The following is a 14,450-nucleotide window of genomic DNA, read 5'->3' as shown; positions in this document are numbered from 1 at the left end:
TCTGCTCTAGGTAAAGGCTTCCTGGGTTTATACAGCCACAGTACTTACCGCTACGCTATCTTTTAAAAAGCCCAAATTCACACAAAGTAAAACCTAGTGTGCAAATGCTCAGAGTTGCTTAAAATACGACTCTGCGCTTTTTTACAGCTATTATTTATTATTTATGTCTGACTCAGCCTCGCTTTCGCTCTCTCTCTTTGACTATCATTTACCTGATGAGCTTATCGCTCAACACCCTGCCCAAACACGTACGGGCAGCCGCTTGCTTTATTTAGATGCCACAGGGCAGCATCACGATCACCGTTTTACCGATCTACCGCAATTTCTCCACGCGGGTGATTTACTTGTTTTTAACAATACACAAGTCATTAAAGCGCGCCTACAGGGACAAAAAGAGTCAGGGGGCAAGGTCGAGGTTTTAGTCGAGCGCATTCTAAACGAGCAATCTGCTCTTGCACATATTCGTGCCAGCAAAGCGCCCAAACCGGGCACTCGCTTGTTTTTCTCCGAGGGTGACTTAGTCTTGACAGTAACAGGACGCGATGACGCCCTATTCGAAGTCGAATTTAACCAGCCCGCCCTAGAAGCTTTAGAGCGTTTTGGTGCATTGCCCCTGCCCCCCTATATCACACACGATGCAGCACAAACTGATGAGGACCGTTATCAAACGGTATATGCTCAACATCCGGGTGCCGTTGCCGCGCCAACAGCCGGCTTACATTTTGATCAAGCCTTATTGCAACAACTCCAAGATCAAGGCGTCCGTATTGCTTTTGTTACGTTACATGTAGGTGCAGGCACATTTCAGCCGGTACGCGTTGAACAAATTGCCGATCACCAAATGCATGCTGAGCGCTATACTGTACCTGCTGCTACCCTCGAAGCCATCGCCCAAACACGTGCAGCGGGCAAGCGCGTAATTGCGGTGGGTACCACTAGTGTCAGAGCCCTCGAGTCAGCAGCCCAGCCTGAAAAAACTCAGGGTATTCAGCTAAGCAACGGTGATATCCAAGGCGATACCCGTATTTTTATTACGCCTGGTTATCAATTTCATTGCATTGATGCACTAATCACTAACTTTCATCTTCCCCAATCCACCTTATTAATGTTAGTGTCTGCTCTGGCAGGTATTGAGCCTATCCGTGCTGCGTATCATCATGCCGTGCAAATGCAATATCGCTTTTTTAGTTATGGCGATGCCATGTTTATAGAAAAATCTAATTCATGAGTGGACTTAATTTTCAATTAGTTAAAACCGATGGCAAAGCCCGTCGTGGCACAATTACCCTGAATCACGGTAAGGTGCAAACCCCTATTTTCATGCCGGTAGGCACCTATGGTAGTGTGAAATCCATGCTGCCCCACGAGCTCAAAGACATCGGTGCTCAAATTGTGTTGGGTAATACGTTTCATTTATGGCTCCGTCCCGGTACGCACACCATGGAAACACATGGTGGCTTGCACGCGTTTATGGGCTGGGATAAACCCATCCTGACTGACTCAGGAGGGTTTCAAGTTTTTAGCCTTAAAGGAATGCGCAAAATCACTGAAGAGGGCGTAACCTTTGCTTCTCCCATTAACGGCGACAAGCTGTTTTTAACCCCTGAAGAATCCATGCGCATTCAACGTAGTTTAAATTCCGACATTGCCATGGTGTTTGATGAGTGCACCCCTTACTTAATTGATGGCCGTCCAGCCACCCATGACGAGGCCGCTCAATCCATGCGCATGTCATTACGCTGGGCTAAACGCTCTAGACAAGCATTCAAAGACACAGAAAACCCCAATGCACTTTTTGGTATTGTGCAAGGCGGTATGTATGAAGATTTGCGCGACGAGTCATTGGCGGGATTAACAGACATAGGCTTTGAGGGTTACGCTATCGGGGGGTTGTCAGTCGGTGAACCCAAAGAGGACATGCTACGCATACTCGAGCACACCACCCCTTCCTTACCTGAGCACGCGCCACGCTACTTAATGGGCGTGGGCACACCCGAAGATTTGGTCGACGGCGTGGCAAATGGCATTGATATGTTTGATTGTGTTATGCCTACTCGCAATGCACGTAATGGTTGGCTATTTACCCGATTTGGGGATGTCAAAATCCGCAATGCACGTTATAAAGACGACACTAAACCTTTAGACCCCAGCTGTAGCTGCCATACCTGTCAACACTTTAGTCGCTCCTATTTACATCACTTGCAACGCGCTAATGAAATCACAGGGGCTCGATTAAATACCTTGCACAACCTACATTTTTATTTACAGATTATGCAAGAAATGCGCGATGCCATTGAGATGGGTCGCTTTGAGGCTTGGCGTAAGCAATTTGCCGCAGATCGTGCCCGCGGTATTGAATAAGCATTACAATAGCCCATTTATTACAACTTCCTGAACAACTTTTTTCCCTTTAGTGGAGCAAACTCATGTCCTTAACTCAAGTTCTTACCTTGATTCCAGCACAAGCTGCTGATGCACCCAGCGCCTTAGCCAGCATGTTGCCAATTATCTTAATGTTCGTGATTTTGTACTTCTTGATGATTCGTCCTCAGATGAAACGTCAAAAAGAACATCGCAACTTGGTAGCAAACCTAAGTAAAGGTGACGAGGTAATCACAGGTGGTGGTATTGCCGGTACAGTGACCAAACTAAACGACAACTTCATTACCATCACTGTGGCAGATATTGCTGACAAACCCGTTGAAATCATTGTGCAACGCCAAGCCGTTAGCTCCGTATTGCCTAAAGGCACCCTCAAATCACTGTAATTGGTACGTTCAGGTCCCTAGGGGTTGTGTACAACTAGGGACTATGTGCCGTTGCCGCTAAAACTATGAACCGTTACCCCCTTTGGAAATACCTCACCGTATTGGTGGCGCTCGTCATTGGCGTGCTCTACACCATTCCCAATCTTTTCGGTGAGTCCCCTGCTGTACAAGTTGCCAGCGCTAAATCCGTTGTAAAAGTCGATTTATCCACACTTAATCAAGTGGAGGATATTTTACGTCGCCATCAAATTGATATGGATGGGGCTTATTTCGAACAAAATGGACCTGCCGGCACGGTACGTATTCGTTTCAACTCAACCGACACCCAGCTCAAAGCCAAAGACCTGTTAGAAAAAGAACTCATCCGTAATCCCGATGATCCCGACTACACGGTAGCGCTTAATCTTATGTCATCGACCCCGCACTGGTTAACTTCAATTGGTGCTAAACCCATGCATTTAGGTTTGGACTTGCGCGGTGGTGTTCATTTCTTGCTCGAAGTAGACATGCAAGGAGCCTTAACCAGTCGTTACGACTCCTTAGCTTCTGAAGTACGTACTGTTTTACGCGAAGCCGACATCCGTGCCCAAAGCATCGAGCGTCAAGGCCAGTCGATTGTGATGAATTTTGCCTCGGCTACAGCTCGTGACGAAGCACAGACGCGTTTGCGTCGTCAAATTGCTGATTTGCAGTTCAACCCCACTGGCTCCGATACCGAACTTCAAGCAGTGCTTTCTGAGCTTTCAATTCAACAAACCCAAACGAATGCGCTACGCCAAAACATCACGACCTTACACAATCGTATTAACGAGCTAGGTGTTGCCGAACCCATTATTCAGCAACAAGGTGCCGACCGCATTGTGGTGCAACTGCCAGGCGTACAAGACGTAGCCAAAGCCAAAGAGATTCTAGGTCGTACTGCCACCTTAGAAATTCGTATGGTTGATGACTCGCCTACGGCTATGGCTGCCTTGGCTGCAGGTACGGTTCCATTCGGTCTAGAGCGCTATAAAGACCGCGATGGTCAAGAGCTGCTGTTGCGTCGTCAAGTAATTTTAACCGGTGAAAACCTCCAAGACGCTCAACCAGGTCGCGACTCCCAAACACAGCAGCCTACGGTTAACCTCACCTTAGATAGCAAAGGGGCTCGCATTTTCCGCGATGTTACCCGCAACAACATCAATAAACGCATGGCCATTGTTCTCTTTGAAAAAGGCCAAGGTGAGGTGGTGACTGCGCCGGTAATTCGCTCAGAAATCCCAGGTGGGCAGGTACAAATTTCAGGCAGTATGGGTGTACAAGAAGCCGCTGACGTGGCGTTACTCTTGCGAGCGGGCTCTTTAGCTGCTCCCATGACTATTATTGAAGAGCGCACCATTGGCCCAAGCCTAGGCGCAGAAAATATTAAACAAGGCTTTAACTCTACCTTATACGGTTTTATCGCCTTAGCTATTTTCATTATTGTTTACTACCATCTCTTTGGTATTTTCTCCACCCTTGGTCTTACGTTTAATATTTTGTTGTTGCTGGCGGTGCTGTCTATGCTCCAAGCCACTATGACCTTGCCTGGTATTGCTGCGTTAGCGTTAACACTGGGTATGGCTATTGATGCAAACGTACTCATTAATGAACGTATTCGCGAAGAACTCCGAAATGGTCTTAGCCCTCAGCAGGCTATTCATGCCGGTTTTGATCGCGCCTGGGCCACTATTTTTGACTCGAACCTAACTAGCTTAATTGTAGGTGTGGTCTTGTTATCCTTTGGTTCAGGTCCCGTAAGAGGCTTTGCCGTCGTACATACTATCGGTATTTTGACCTCTATGTTCTCCTCTGTGGTTGGTGTACGTGCCTTGGTAAACCTTTGGTACGGTGGCCGTCGCCGTCTTAAAACCATTGCGATTGGTCAGGTCTGGAAACCCACTGATTCAAACAAGGCTGACTAATTATGGAACTGTTTCGTATTTCTCGTGTTATCCCCTTCATGCGGCATGTGAAGGTGTTGAATTTAATTAGTTTTGCTGCCTTTATTGCTGCTGTGTTTTTTATTGTTATGCGCGGCTTTAACCTCTCCATCGAGTTCACTGGTGGGACGGTCATGGAAGTGCATTACGAGCAAACAGCACAGGTCGAGGAAATTCGCCATGCTCTATCTGAAATTGGCTACAACGATTTCCAAGTACAAAGTTTTGGTACGTCACAAGACGTACTCATTCGCTTACCAGCAACAGACACGAATGACACCAGTGCGCAAAGCGAGTCTGTTCTAGCTGCGCTCCAGGCCCAACATAGTGATGTAGAGCTACGCCGCGTCGAGTTTGTAGGCCCTCAGGTAGGCCAAGAACTCGTACACAACGGTTTGCTAGCTCTGCTCTTTGTGGTGGTTGGCATTATGGTGTATTTGGCTTTTCGCTTTGAGTGGAAGCTTGCCATTGCGTGTGCAATTGCCAACTTACATGACGTAGTCATTATTTTGGGGTTTTTCGCTTTATTTCAGTGGGAATTTTCATTACCGGTCTTAGCAGGTGTACTAGCCGTACTTGGGTACTCTGTGAACGAGTCCGTAGTGGTAATGGACCGTATTCGGGAAAACTTCCGTAAACAGCGGCGCATGCCTGTGCCTGAAATTATTAACCTCTCCATTACCCAGAACATTTCTCGTACCATCATTACCCATGGCTCGACGCAACTGATGGTGTTGTCTATGTTCTTTTTTGGCGGCCCCACTCTGCATTACTTTTCCCTAGCGTTAACGATCGGGATTTGGTTTGGTATTTACTCGTCTGTTTTTGTGGCTTCAGGTATTTCCCTTGCCCTAGGTTTAAAACGCGAAGACTTGATTCCAAAGCAAATTAATAAAGATGAAGAGCCGACCGCTGAAGTCTTAGATTAAAGACAATTCATTTTCTTTAAACTACACTTTGGTTAGCGTTAAGCAAAAAGCTGCTTGGTTTCAAGCAGCTTTTTGTGCTTTTTATACCGCACCCATAGGAATTAACTGCTTTTCATTAGCAGGGATCGTTATAATGCTTGGTTTAACTTTCACTTTGCCCACGGGGTCTACACCCGCTACGGCTTAATACTATGCAAAAAGATATCCTCTCTTCTGACACGGCTACGCCTGCTAGCCCAAACACCACTCGCAAATTGTTTATTCGCACATTTGGCTGTCAAATGAACGAATACGACTCCGAGAAAATGGCAGATGTACTGAACAAGTACGGTCCTGTGGAAATGACCACCAATCCGGACGAAGCAGACATTATTCTCTTTAATACCTGTTCGGTACGTGAAAAAGCGCAAGAAAAAGTGTTTTCTGATTTGGGTCGAGTGCGTCACCTTAAACAACAAAACCCAGAGCTTATTATTGGGGTGGGCGGTTGCGTCGCCAGTCAGGAAGGTAAAACCATTATCGAACGTGCTCCCTACGTAGATGTGGTGTTTGGCCCGCAAACTTTACATCGTTTGCCTGAGCTTATCGTAGAACGCAAGAAAAAAGGACGAGCTCAAGTCGATATTAGCTTTCCTGAGATTGAAAAATTCGACAATCTGCCTCCTGCGCGTATTGACGGCCCTACTGCTTTTGTTTCTATTATGGAAGGCTGTAGTAAATACTGTAGCTTTTGTGTGGTGCCTTACACTCGCGGCGCGGAAATATCACGCCCCTTCGAGGATGTATTAGTTGAGGTCGCCGACTTAGCCGACCAAGGCGTAAAAGAAGTCACGCTTTTAGGACAAAACGTAAACGCTTATCGCGGCTCCATGCCTGACAGCAACGAAATTGCTGACTTTGCTATGTTGCTCGAATACGTACATGAAATACCCGGTATTGAGCGCATACGCTACACCACCTCTCACCCTAAAGAAATGACCTCTCGCCTCATCGAGGCCCACGGCAAACTTCCCAAACTTGTACCGTTCTTGCATCTGCCTGTACAAGCCGGTAGTGATCGTGTGTTGAGCGCCATGAAACGTGGCTATACCTCATTGGAATTCAAGTCTATTGCACGCCGCTTACGTGCCGCGCGTCCAGGTCTAACCCTTTCCTCTGATTTCATTGTGGGCTTTCCAGGCGAGACCGAAGCCGACTTTGAAAAAACCATGCAGTTAATTCAAGACGTAGGTTTTGATACCTCTTTCTCTTTTGTGTATTCACGCCGTCCAGGTACACCTGCTGCTGACCTAGAGGATGACGTCACCAAAGAGGAAAAATTCAATCGCCTCCACCGTCTTCAAGCTTTAATTAACGAACAAGCCAATGCTATTGCTCAAAGCATGGTTGGTACCGAACAAGTCGTATTGGTCGAGCGCTTGTCTAGACGCGACGAAACAGAGATTATGGGACGTACCGAAAACAACCGTATTGTTAACTTCCCTGGGCAGTCACGACTGATTGGCCAACTAGTTAAAGTGCGCATTACTGAAGCCTTAACCAACACGCTACGCGGTGAAATTATTACCACCGACACTGTGAGTGGAGCCTAATGTCCAACCAGAAACAAACCGTACACCTCGAAGGGGATAATACCCACTTAGCCAACTTCTGTGGGCCGCTTGACGAAAATCTGCGTCAAATCGCCGTGGCTTACGATGTACAACTACGTCGTCGCGGCGAGCATGTAATCTTAGAGGGTGCCAAAGCCGAATTAGCAGCAGATGCCATTCGCTGGTTTCATGATCGTTCTGTTCACAAGGCTTTAAGTCTGGATGACATCCAGTTGGGATTGGTCGAACTACGCGCCAAAGAAAAGCCTGTGGACGCTGATCCCATTCGCGACTTTAGTGAGGAGTACATTCCGGTTGCGCCTGTGTTAAACGAAGGCGAGCTTAACCTTCGTACTCGCCGACGCGATCTTAGGCCACGCACGCCGCGCCAACGCGACTACTTGGCACAAATTCTTAACCATGACATCACGTTTGGCATAGGTCCTGCCGGTACCGGTAAAACATTTTTAGCTGTAGCATGTGCTATTGATGCACTGGAGCGCGAGGCCGTAGAACGCATTGTACTGACCCGGCCTGCCGTCGAGGCCGGTGAACGTTTGGGCTTTCTACCCGGCGATCTCAATCAAAAAGTCGACCCTTATCTACGCCCGCTTTATGATGCTCTGTATGACCTCATGGGCTTCGAGAAAGTACAGCGTTTATTTGAGAAACAAGTCATTGAAATCGCGCCGTTGGCTTATATGCGTGGACGTACACTCAATCACTCGTTCATTATTTTAGACGAGGCCCAAAATACCACCCCTTCTCAAATGAAGATGTTCTTAACGCGTACAGGCTTTGGCAGCAAAGCCGTCATTACTGGCGATCCATCTCAAATCGATTTACCTAAAGGCCAATCCAGTGGGTTGATGCATGCTGTTTCCATTTTAAAAGGGGTCAAAGGCATTGCGCTCTGTCAACTTACCAGTAAAGATGTGGTACGGCACCCCTTGGTAGGTCGAATTGTTGATGCTTACGAGTCACACGGACAATAATCTTTATGGTTCCAGTAGAGTTAGACATTCAGTTTATTGCGTCTCATCCCGAGCTCACCTCAGAGCGTATTACGCTCTGGGTGAACACAGCATTGGACGAAGCTACCTCGGTCTATGCCGAAGCCGGCTTGCCTGCTCCCTACACTCAAGCTCAATTTACTTTTCGCTTCTGTGATGCCGATGAGGCCAAAACGCTTAACCACCAATACCGTGCTAAAGACTACGCAACGAATGTGCTTACGTTTGAGTATGGCGTTGATGAAGCCGGTACAGTCAGTAGTGATATTATTATTTGTATTGCTGTCTTAGAGGCTGAAGCCCTCGAGCAAAAAAAAGCATTTTTAGATCATGCCGCTCATCTTTGTGTGCACGGCGTACTACATGCTCTTGGCTATGACCATCTAGACGATGAGCAAGCCGAGGAAATGGAGGGTCTAGAAATCGATATCTTGCAGCGCCTAGCTATAGCTAACCCTTATTTAAGTTAATTTCGCATAACAAAAGCTGCACTTTTAAGTTATGCTAAACCATTATCAATTCCGTCCTTTAGGGCATGTCAGAAAATACCAACCCCGAACCCGAGCCGCGTAGTAAAAAACGCTTATCTCCTATCACCCGTTTTTTTCAACGGCGCGCAGAGCCGACCGATCGTGAAGACATCAAGGTCATTCTTGAAGCGGCCTTAGAACGTCAGGTCATCAACCACGACTCCTACACCATGATTGTGGGCGCACTGGATCTAACCAGTAAAACAGTGTCCGATATCATGGTGCCGCGATCAAAAATAGACCTCCTTGATATTTCAAAGCCGGTATCAGAGCTTTTGCCTCTTATCGTAGAAACAGGTCGATCTCGTTTTCCCGTATATGAAGACGATCGCGATAACATAGTAGGCATTCTTTTAGCCAAAGATTTATTGCTTTCTATAGCAAACCCCAATATTGATTTACGTCCTTTAGTTCGGCCAGCTGTATTTATTCCAGAAACCAAAAAACTCAATGTGTTATTGCACGAGTTTCGCAGTAGTCGTAATCATATTGCTATTGTGATTGACGAGCATGGTGGCACAGCAGGTTTAGTGACTATGGAGGACGTACTCGAGCAAGTCGTAGGCGACATCGAAGACGAATACGATGAGGACACAGCTCAAACCATCTTTCAAGCCGGTGACAACAGCTGGCGCGTTATGGCATTAACAGAAATCGCCGATTTTAATGACGCTTTTGATACGCACTTACCTGATGACGACTACGATACCATCGGTGGTTGGTTAGCAGCAGAAATGGGCCACATTCCTAAACGTGGCGACACCACAACCATTCAAGGCATTCATATTACTGTACTGCGCGCCGACCCAAAACGAGCTTTATGGCTGCATGTACAACGCCATCTTCCCGCTGCACCTTCGCCTACTGAACACGAACCCGACACACCGTGATGTTGCAACGTTCCACTACCTTTAATGTGCTCCCACTGATTCTATTGGGGGCCATTCATGCTTTGAGCTTTGCCCCAGGGCCTGTGCCCAGTGTGTTGTTGCCCTATGTGCAACTACTTAGCTTTGCTGCGTTTATTTTTTATACGCTCAAGGCCCCTAGCACTCGCACTGCCTTATGGGGAGCTTGGTTATTTGGCACAACTCAATTTAGTGTAGGTTTATACTGGTTTTTTATCAGTATGCATGAGTACGGGGGGATAGCAGCTCCACTCGCCGGCGCAGCGGTATTTATTTTTGCCGCTTTAATGGCTTTGTATTATGTACTAGCCGTTGCATTGAGTCGTTTTTTTATACGGCGTAGCCACGCTATCGGTTGGAAAGAACAGTGTGCTGTAGCGGCCGTTTGGGCTAGCGCCTGGACCCTATTTGAATGGGTTCGCGGCACTTTTTTAACCGGTTTCCCTTGGTTAAATATTGCTTACGCCCATGTGGACGGGATGTTTGCTGGTTGGGCTACCGTAGCAGGTGCCTATGGTCTTAGTTGGGTTGTGGCTTATACCGCTAGTGCGTTGGCTTTATTCGCCCTTAACACCAGTAAAACAGCCCCCAAAAGCCACAACTTTCCGTTAGGAATTGCGTTTGCTTTTGCCGTTGGAGGCATTGTGCTGCACAGCATTACTTGGTCTAGCCCCCATGGCGAGCCTTTTTTTGTGCGCTTGGCTCAGGGAAACATTGATCAAGGCCAAAAATTTGATCGCCAATACATGAATGACGGGGTCGCGCTTTACCAAAAACTAGCCGCATTGCCTGCTAAAAGCCCCGATAGCCAGCCCAGTTTAATCGTACTCCCTGAGACCGTAATTCCATTGTTTCAGCATCAATGGCAAGCTCAGTTTTGGCAGCAGTGGATTGATATAGCTGCTCAACAACAAGCCACCCTTTTATTAGGGGCTCCTTTATACGCACAACACGGTGATCAGCCCCTTTATACCAACAGCGCTTTTACGATCACCGCAGAATCTACCCCCACCGCTATCCAGCAGCTGCAAATGGATCAACGTTACGACAAGCACCATCTGGTTCCTTTTGGCGAATTTGTACCGTTAGGATTCCGCTGGTTTGTGGATGCCATGGCCATTCCTTTAGGGGACTTCAATCGGGGCAGCACCCGACAGGCCAATTTTGCAATTGGTTCAGAATACGTAGGTCCCGATATTTGTTACGAGGACGTGTTTGGTGAGGAGATCATCCAAAGTGTGCGTGATCATCATGAATTAGGCCCTGGAGCAACGGTATTGGTTAATATCAGCAACCTAGGGTGGTTTGGTGATTCGTGGGCACTGCGCCAGCATCTACAAATAGCACGTTTACGTAGCATAGAAACAGCACGCCCCATGCTACGAGCAACAAATACAGGTATGACCGCTGCCATCAGCCCAACCGGAGAGCTCCAAGCCATGCTACCTGCTCATGCTGTTGGCGTACTAGATGTAGAAATTCAAGGGATGACGGGTCAAACTATATATGTCTTGGTCGGAAACGGCCCCGTCATAATTGGATCATTGGTATTGCTTTTAATAGCATTTCGTTTACCCTCTAAAACCCAACGATCTAAATCTTGAACCGTAACAGGACGACTATATAAATAACCCTGTCCGAAGGCACAACCGGCCTCTAACAAGAGTTTTTCCTGTTCGGGGCCCTCTACCCCTTCGGCAATTACCTCTAGGCCCAGCTTTTTCGCCATAACAATCATGGCTTCGCAAAGAGCAAGGTCTTCGGACTCGGAAGCCAAATTACGCACAAAAGACTGGTCAATCTTAATAATATCTATAGGGTAACGTTTTAAGTACGTGAGTGAGGAAAAGCCTGTACCAAAATCATCCAGAGCTATACGCAGACCTGCTTCGCGAAATTGTTGTAAGATCTGCGTAATAACAGGGTTATTTTCTAAGAGCAGGCGTTCTGTGATTTCAATCACAATCATCTGCGTCGGCACGCCGACTTCTTTGATTAAATTAATCCAGTCATCGGCCTGTACTCCATCAGCATAAAACTGAGCGGGCGAAACATTCAAACTGATAAATTGCTCACGCCCTTCTTCATACCAAATTTTGGCCTGCTCTAGCACTGCTTTAAAAACCCAATTGCCTATGCCTACAATTAGGCCGGAATCCTCGGCAAAAGGAATGTACTCTGAAGGGGGAACCAGACCTAACTCGGGGTGCTGCCAACGGATCAAGGCCTCGTACTTCACTACCTGTCCGGTACGCATATCCACAATAGGCTGGTAATACAAAATAAACTGATTTTCATCTATAGCACGTTGCAAGCTTTCCGAAAACATCATGCGGGCTTGTATGGCCTCGCTCATGGCGGGAATAAAATAACAATATTGATTGCGCCCCGAGTCTTTAGCACCATACATGGCCATATCTGCATTTTTAAGTAACTCGCTAGCATCGCTAGCATCTTCGGGGTACATAGTTATACCAATACTGGCCGAAACCGTAGCCATTCCGTCGCCTAAGTAGTAAGGCTGAGCAATGGCTTTAAGAATGTCCTCACAAATACGGTTTACTATTTTTTGATCAGTTACGTTAGTCACAATTACCGTAAACTCGTCCCCTCCGATACGGGCAACGGTATCTGAATCGTCACGTACACAGGATAGGAGTCGCTTTGCTGCCTCGCGCAACAGTAGATCGCCAACATCGTGCCCAAATGTATCGTTTACGTCTTTAAATAAATCCAAGTCAAGAAAAATGAGTGCAAACGCTTTATTGTTTTCGTCAGCATCTTGCATAGCTTGCTGTAACCGCGTTTGAAAAAGCTGACGGTTTGGAAGCTCGGTTAAGTGATCGTAATTTGCTTGACGCCAAATATCTTCTTCTCTTTCTTTGTGTGTGGTGACATCAAAAAACAAACCAATGCGTCTGTAGACAGAACCGTCGTCGTTATAACACGTACTGATATTTAAACGTTCAGCGTATTCCTCACCACTTTTACGTCTATTCCACAGATCGCCTTGCCAACGACCTGTGGTGCGAAGTTGCTGCCACATTTTGCGATAAAACGACGTACTGTGGCGTCCAGAAGACAAAATGTTCATTGAGCGCCCCACAATTTCAGGCAGCTCGTACCCTGTTATTTCAGAAAAAGCAGGGTTTACATCTACAACCAACCCATTTTCATCAGTCACTACAATTGCTTCGCCTGTGTTTTCATAAACTAAGCCTGCAATTTGTGCTGAGCGCTCGCTTTCTTTTCTTTGACTAATATCTAAAACGAACAGCACATGTACTAAGGTCTCATCATAATGGGTGCGAATAAAACAGACTTCCACATCGACTTTACGACCACTAAAGTGAGTAAACTGCTCTTCGATCAGCAACTCTTTTTGCCCTTGGGTAAACTGCTCTACTACCGTGTCATAAGCCCCAAAAACGCTGTGAACTTGCCCCATCTTTAAGAGCTGACTACGCTCATAGCCAACCAGCTGCGCAAACTGTCTGTTTACAAAGCTAAAACGATTGTTTTGTATAATCGCTACTCCCACCAAAGCATTATTTGCCAGGCTAGAAAACAGCTGTTGCTGATTAATAAATCGGGGGCGTTCTTTTGATTGTGCTGACATGTAATTTCCGTGATGAACTGAACCGCTATGGCTCAAACCGTAAGGCCACAGATAATGAACTAAATAATAAAAACGACATAGGTGGTAGCTATAGGCATAAATCGCCATCTATGTAACCTATAGTAACACCTCACACATAAAACTAGCTTTTAAAAATTTTAATGGTATACTTATAGCTTGTCATAAGTATGATGATCATTAAAGCAATCATAAGTTTAAGACAATCTCTTATGTTTAGTGCGCTTTAGGTCATCAAACAGAACAGTCTTTAGTAAGTTTACACATATTTGCAAAAAGACTTGCACAAATCGAAAAGTTAGTGCATAATTCTAATTCTTCGTTACAGCAGCCATGAATTGCATGGCAGCAACAAATGGGGGTATAGCTCAGCTGGGAGAGCGCTTGCATGGCATGCAAGAGGTCATCGGTTCGATCCCGTTTACCTCCACCAACGATTTATTGCTTGAACGCATAGTTAAACTAAAATATAGTTTTATTTGCGCAACTAGGTCCCCATCGTCTAGAGGCCTAGGACATCGCCCTTTCACGGCGGCAACCGGGGTTCGAATCCCCGTGGGGACGCCATCCATTCGATGGCAAACAAACTACTAGGAGTGGTAGTTCAGTTGGTTAGAATACCGGCCTGTCACGCCGGGGGTCGCGGGTTCGAGTCCCGTCCACTCCGCCAGATTTCATATGTTTTGTAGTACCTCAATTACAAAACGTATTTACCGCTTATTGCGCTAGGTCCCCATCGTCTAGAGGCCTAGGACATCGCCCTTTCACGGCGGCAACCGGGGTTCGAATCCCCGTGGGGACGCCATCCATTCGATGGCAAACAAACTACTAGGAGTGGTAGTTCAGTTGGTTAGAATACCGGCCTGTCACGCCGGGGGTCGCGGGTTCGAGTCCCGTCCACTCCGCCAAATATCAAAAGCCTTGTGATTTTCACAAGGCTTTTTTGTTTTCTGCTTTAGAGTCACGCCTCTACCACCTATCCCCCCCGCACGAAGCGCACAAGCACAGCAAACAGTAACTAAATACAACCGTTTTTAAAGCTAACTTCGTTTAAAACACACCAAATCCGCTCAAAATACCTTTTAAATATTTTACATCAGGCTTTTTTAGCC

General features: G+C 46.7%; 11 protein-coding genes and 5 tRNA genes. 15 read left to right on the top strand and 1 reads right to left on the bottom strand.

All coding sequences use genetic code 11. From position 1 onward, the window contains the following. The first annotated feature begins 163 nt into the window (after positions 1–163). From queA to lnt, 10 genes are all read left to right on the top strand, one after another. Positions 164–1,228, top strand: a complete 1,065-nt coding sequence (gene queA / locus ACBP46_RS03360; RefSeq protein WP_371015305.1) for a tRNA preQ1(34) S-adenosylmethionine ribosyltransferase-isomerase QueA — start codon at positions 164–166, stop codon at positions 1,226–1,228. Continuing rightward, complete coding sequence (gene tgt / locus ACBP46_RS03355; RefSeq protein ID WP_371015304.1) at positions 1,225–2,361, top strand: tRNA guanosine(34) transglycosylase Tgt; 1,137 nt, start codon at positions 1,225–1,227, stop codon at positions 2,359–2,361. The genes queA and tgt overlap by 4 nt, the downstream gene beginning before the upstream one ends. A 65-nt stretch (positions 2,362–2,426) precedes the next feature. Next, positions 2,427–2,768, top strand: a complete 342-nt coding sequence (gene yajC, locus ACBP46_RS03350) for a preprotein translocase subunit YajC (protein ID WP_371015303.1) — start codon at positions 2,427–2,429, stop codon at positions 2,766–2,768. 65 nt (positions 2,769–2,833) lie between these two features. Then, positions 2,834–4,711, top strand: a complete 1,878-nt coding sequence (gene secD / locus ACBP46_RS03345; protein WP_371015302.1) for a protein translocase subunit SecD — start codon at positions 2,834–2,836, stop codon at positions 4,709–4,711. 2 nt (positions 4,712–4,713) lie between these two features. Then, positions 4,714–5,658, top strand: coding sequence for a protein translocase subunit SecF (gene secF, locus ACBP46_RS03340; RefSeq protein WP_371015301.1), 945 nt, complete (start codon positions 4,714–4,716; stop codon positions 5,656–5,658). A gap of 191 nt (positions 5,659–5,849) precedes the next feature. Further along, complete coding sequence (miaB, locus tag ACBP46_RS03335; RefSeq protein ID WP_371015300.1) at positions 5,850–7,250, top strand: tRNA (N6-isopentenyl adenosine(37)-C2)-methylthiotransferase MiaB; 1,401 nt, start codon at positions 5,850–5,852, stop codon at positions 7,248–7,250. Continuing rightward, entirely contained in the window at positions 7,250–8,245 is a 996-nt protein-coding gene (locus tag ACBP46_RS03330; protein ID WP_371015299.1) for a PhoH family protein, read from the top strand. Before miaB ends, ACBP46_RS03330 begins: the two co-directional genes overlap by 1 nt. Positions 8,246–8,250: 5 nt before the next feature. Beyond that, positions 8,251–8,733 (top strand): rRNA maturation RNase YbeY, encoded by a 483-nt coding sequence (gene ybeY, locus ACBP46_RS03325; protein ID WP_371015298.1) that lies wholly within the window; start codon positions 8,251–8,253, stop codon positions 8,731–8,733. Between the two features lie 65 nt (positions 8,734–8,798). Beyond that, positions 8,799–9,683 (top strand): HlyC/CorC family transporter, encoded by an 885-nt coding sequence (locus ACBP46_RS03320; protein ID WP_371015297.1) that lies wholly within the window; start codon positions 8,799–8,801, stop codon positions 9,681–9,683. After that, on the top strand, positions 9,683–11,305 hold the full coding sequence (lnt, locus tag ACBP46_RS03315) for an apolipoprotein N-acyltransferase (RefSeq protein WP_371015419.1): 1,623 nt from the start codon (positions 9,683–9,685) through the stop codon (positions 11,303–11,305). Before ACBP46_RS03320 ends, lnt begins: the two co-directional genes overlap by 1 nt. Here the strand turns inward: lnt and ACBP46_RS03310 are convergent. Further along, positions 11,197–13,320 (bottom strand): putative bifunctional diguanylate cyclase/phosphodiesterase, encoded by a 2,124-nt coding sequence (locus tag ACBP46_RS03310; RefSeq protein WP_371015296.1) that lies wholly within the window; start codon positions 13,318–13,320, stop codon positions 11,197–11,199. The two genes, lnt and ACBP46_RS03310, sit on opposite strands and share 109 nt — an antisense overlap. Positions 13,321–13,695: 375 nt before the next feature. Here ACBP46_RS03310 and ACBP46_RS03305 point away from each other — a divergent pair. The 5 genes from ACBP46_RS03305 (at position 13,696) to ACBP46_RS03285 (ending at position 14,246) form a co-directional block, all read left to right on the top strand. Then, positions 13,696–13,771: transfer RNA gene (locus ACBP46_RS03305), tRNA-Ala, on the top strand. Between the two features lie 58 nt (positions 13,772–13,829). Beyond that, positions 13,830–13,905 (top strand) — tRNA-Glu (locus ACBP46_RS03300). A gap of 26 nt (positions 13,906–13,931) precedes the next feature. Beyond that, positions 13,932–14,008, top strand: a tRNA-Asp gene (locus ACBP46_RS03295). 59 nt (positions 14,009–14,067) lie between these two features. Then, positions 14,068–14,143 (top strand) — tRNA-Glu (locus ACBP46_RS03290). Positions 14,144–14,169: 26 nt separating this feature from the next. Then, positions 14,170–14,246 (top strand) — tRNA-Asp (locus tag ACBP46_RS03285). The last annotated feature ends 204 nt before the right edge of the window (positions 14,247–14,450 follow it).

It is taken from the genome of Paenalcaligenes hominis (assembly GCF_041359055.1).
Taxonomy (GTDB): Bacteria; Pseudomonadota; Gammaproteobacteria; order Burkholderiales; family Burkholderiaceae_B; genus Paenalcaligenes; species Paenalcaligenes hominis_A.
The sequence above is the reverse complement of the archived record's forward strand: the minus strand, read 5'-3'. Positions and strand labels throughout refer to the sequence as shown.

Excerpts from the sequence above, each read along its gene's own strand:
- queA (WP_371015305.1), top strand. The coding sequence starts at position 164 with ATGTCTGACTCAGCCTCGCTTTCGCTCTCTCTCTTTGACTATCATTTA.
- tgt (WP_371015304.1), top strand. The coding sequence starts at position 1,225 with ATGAGTGGACTTAATTTTCAATTAGTTAAAACCGATGGCAAAGCCCGT.
- yajC (WP_371015303.1), top strand. The coding sequence starts at position 2,427 with ATGTCCTTAACTCAAGTTCTTACCTTGATTCCAGCACAAGCTGCTGAT.
- secD (WP_371015302.1), top strand. The coding sequence starts at position 2,834 with ATGAACCGTTACCCCCTTTGGAAATACCTCACCGTATTGGTGGCGCTC.
- secF (WP_371015301.1), top strand. The coding sequence starts at position 4,714 with ATGGAACTGTTTCGTATTTCTCGTGTTATCCCCTTCATGCGGCATGTG.
- miaB (WP_371015300.1), top strand. The coding sequence starts at position 5,850 with ATGCAAAAAGATATCCTCTCTTCTGACACGGCTACGCCTGCTAGCCCA.
- ACBP46_RS03330 (WP_371015299.1), top strand. The coding sequence starts at position 7,250 with ATGTCCAACCAGAAACAAACCGTACACCTCGAAGGGGATAATACCCAC.
- ybeY (WP_371015298.1), top strand. The coding sequence starts at position 8,251 with ATGGTTCCAGTAGAGTTAGACATTCAGTTTATTGCGTCTCATCCCGAG.
- ACBP46_RS03320 (WP_371015297.1), top strand. The coding sequence starts at position 8,799 with ATGTCAGAAAATACCAACCCCGAACCCGAGCCGCGTAGTAAAAAACGC.
- lnt (WP_371015419.1), top strand. The coding sequence starts at position 9,683 with ATGTTGCAACGTTCCACTACCTTTAATGTGCTCCCACTGATTCTATTG.
- ACBP46_RS03310 (WP_371015296.1), bottom strand. The coding sequence starts at position 13,320 with ATGTCAGCACAATCAAAAGAACGCCCCCGATTTATTAATCAGCAACAG.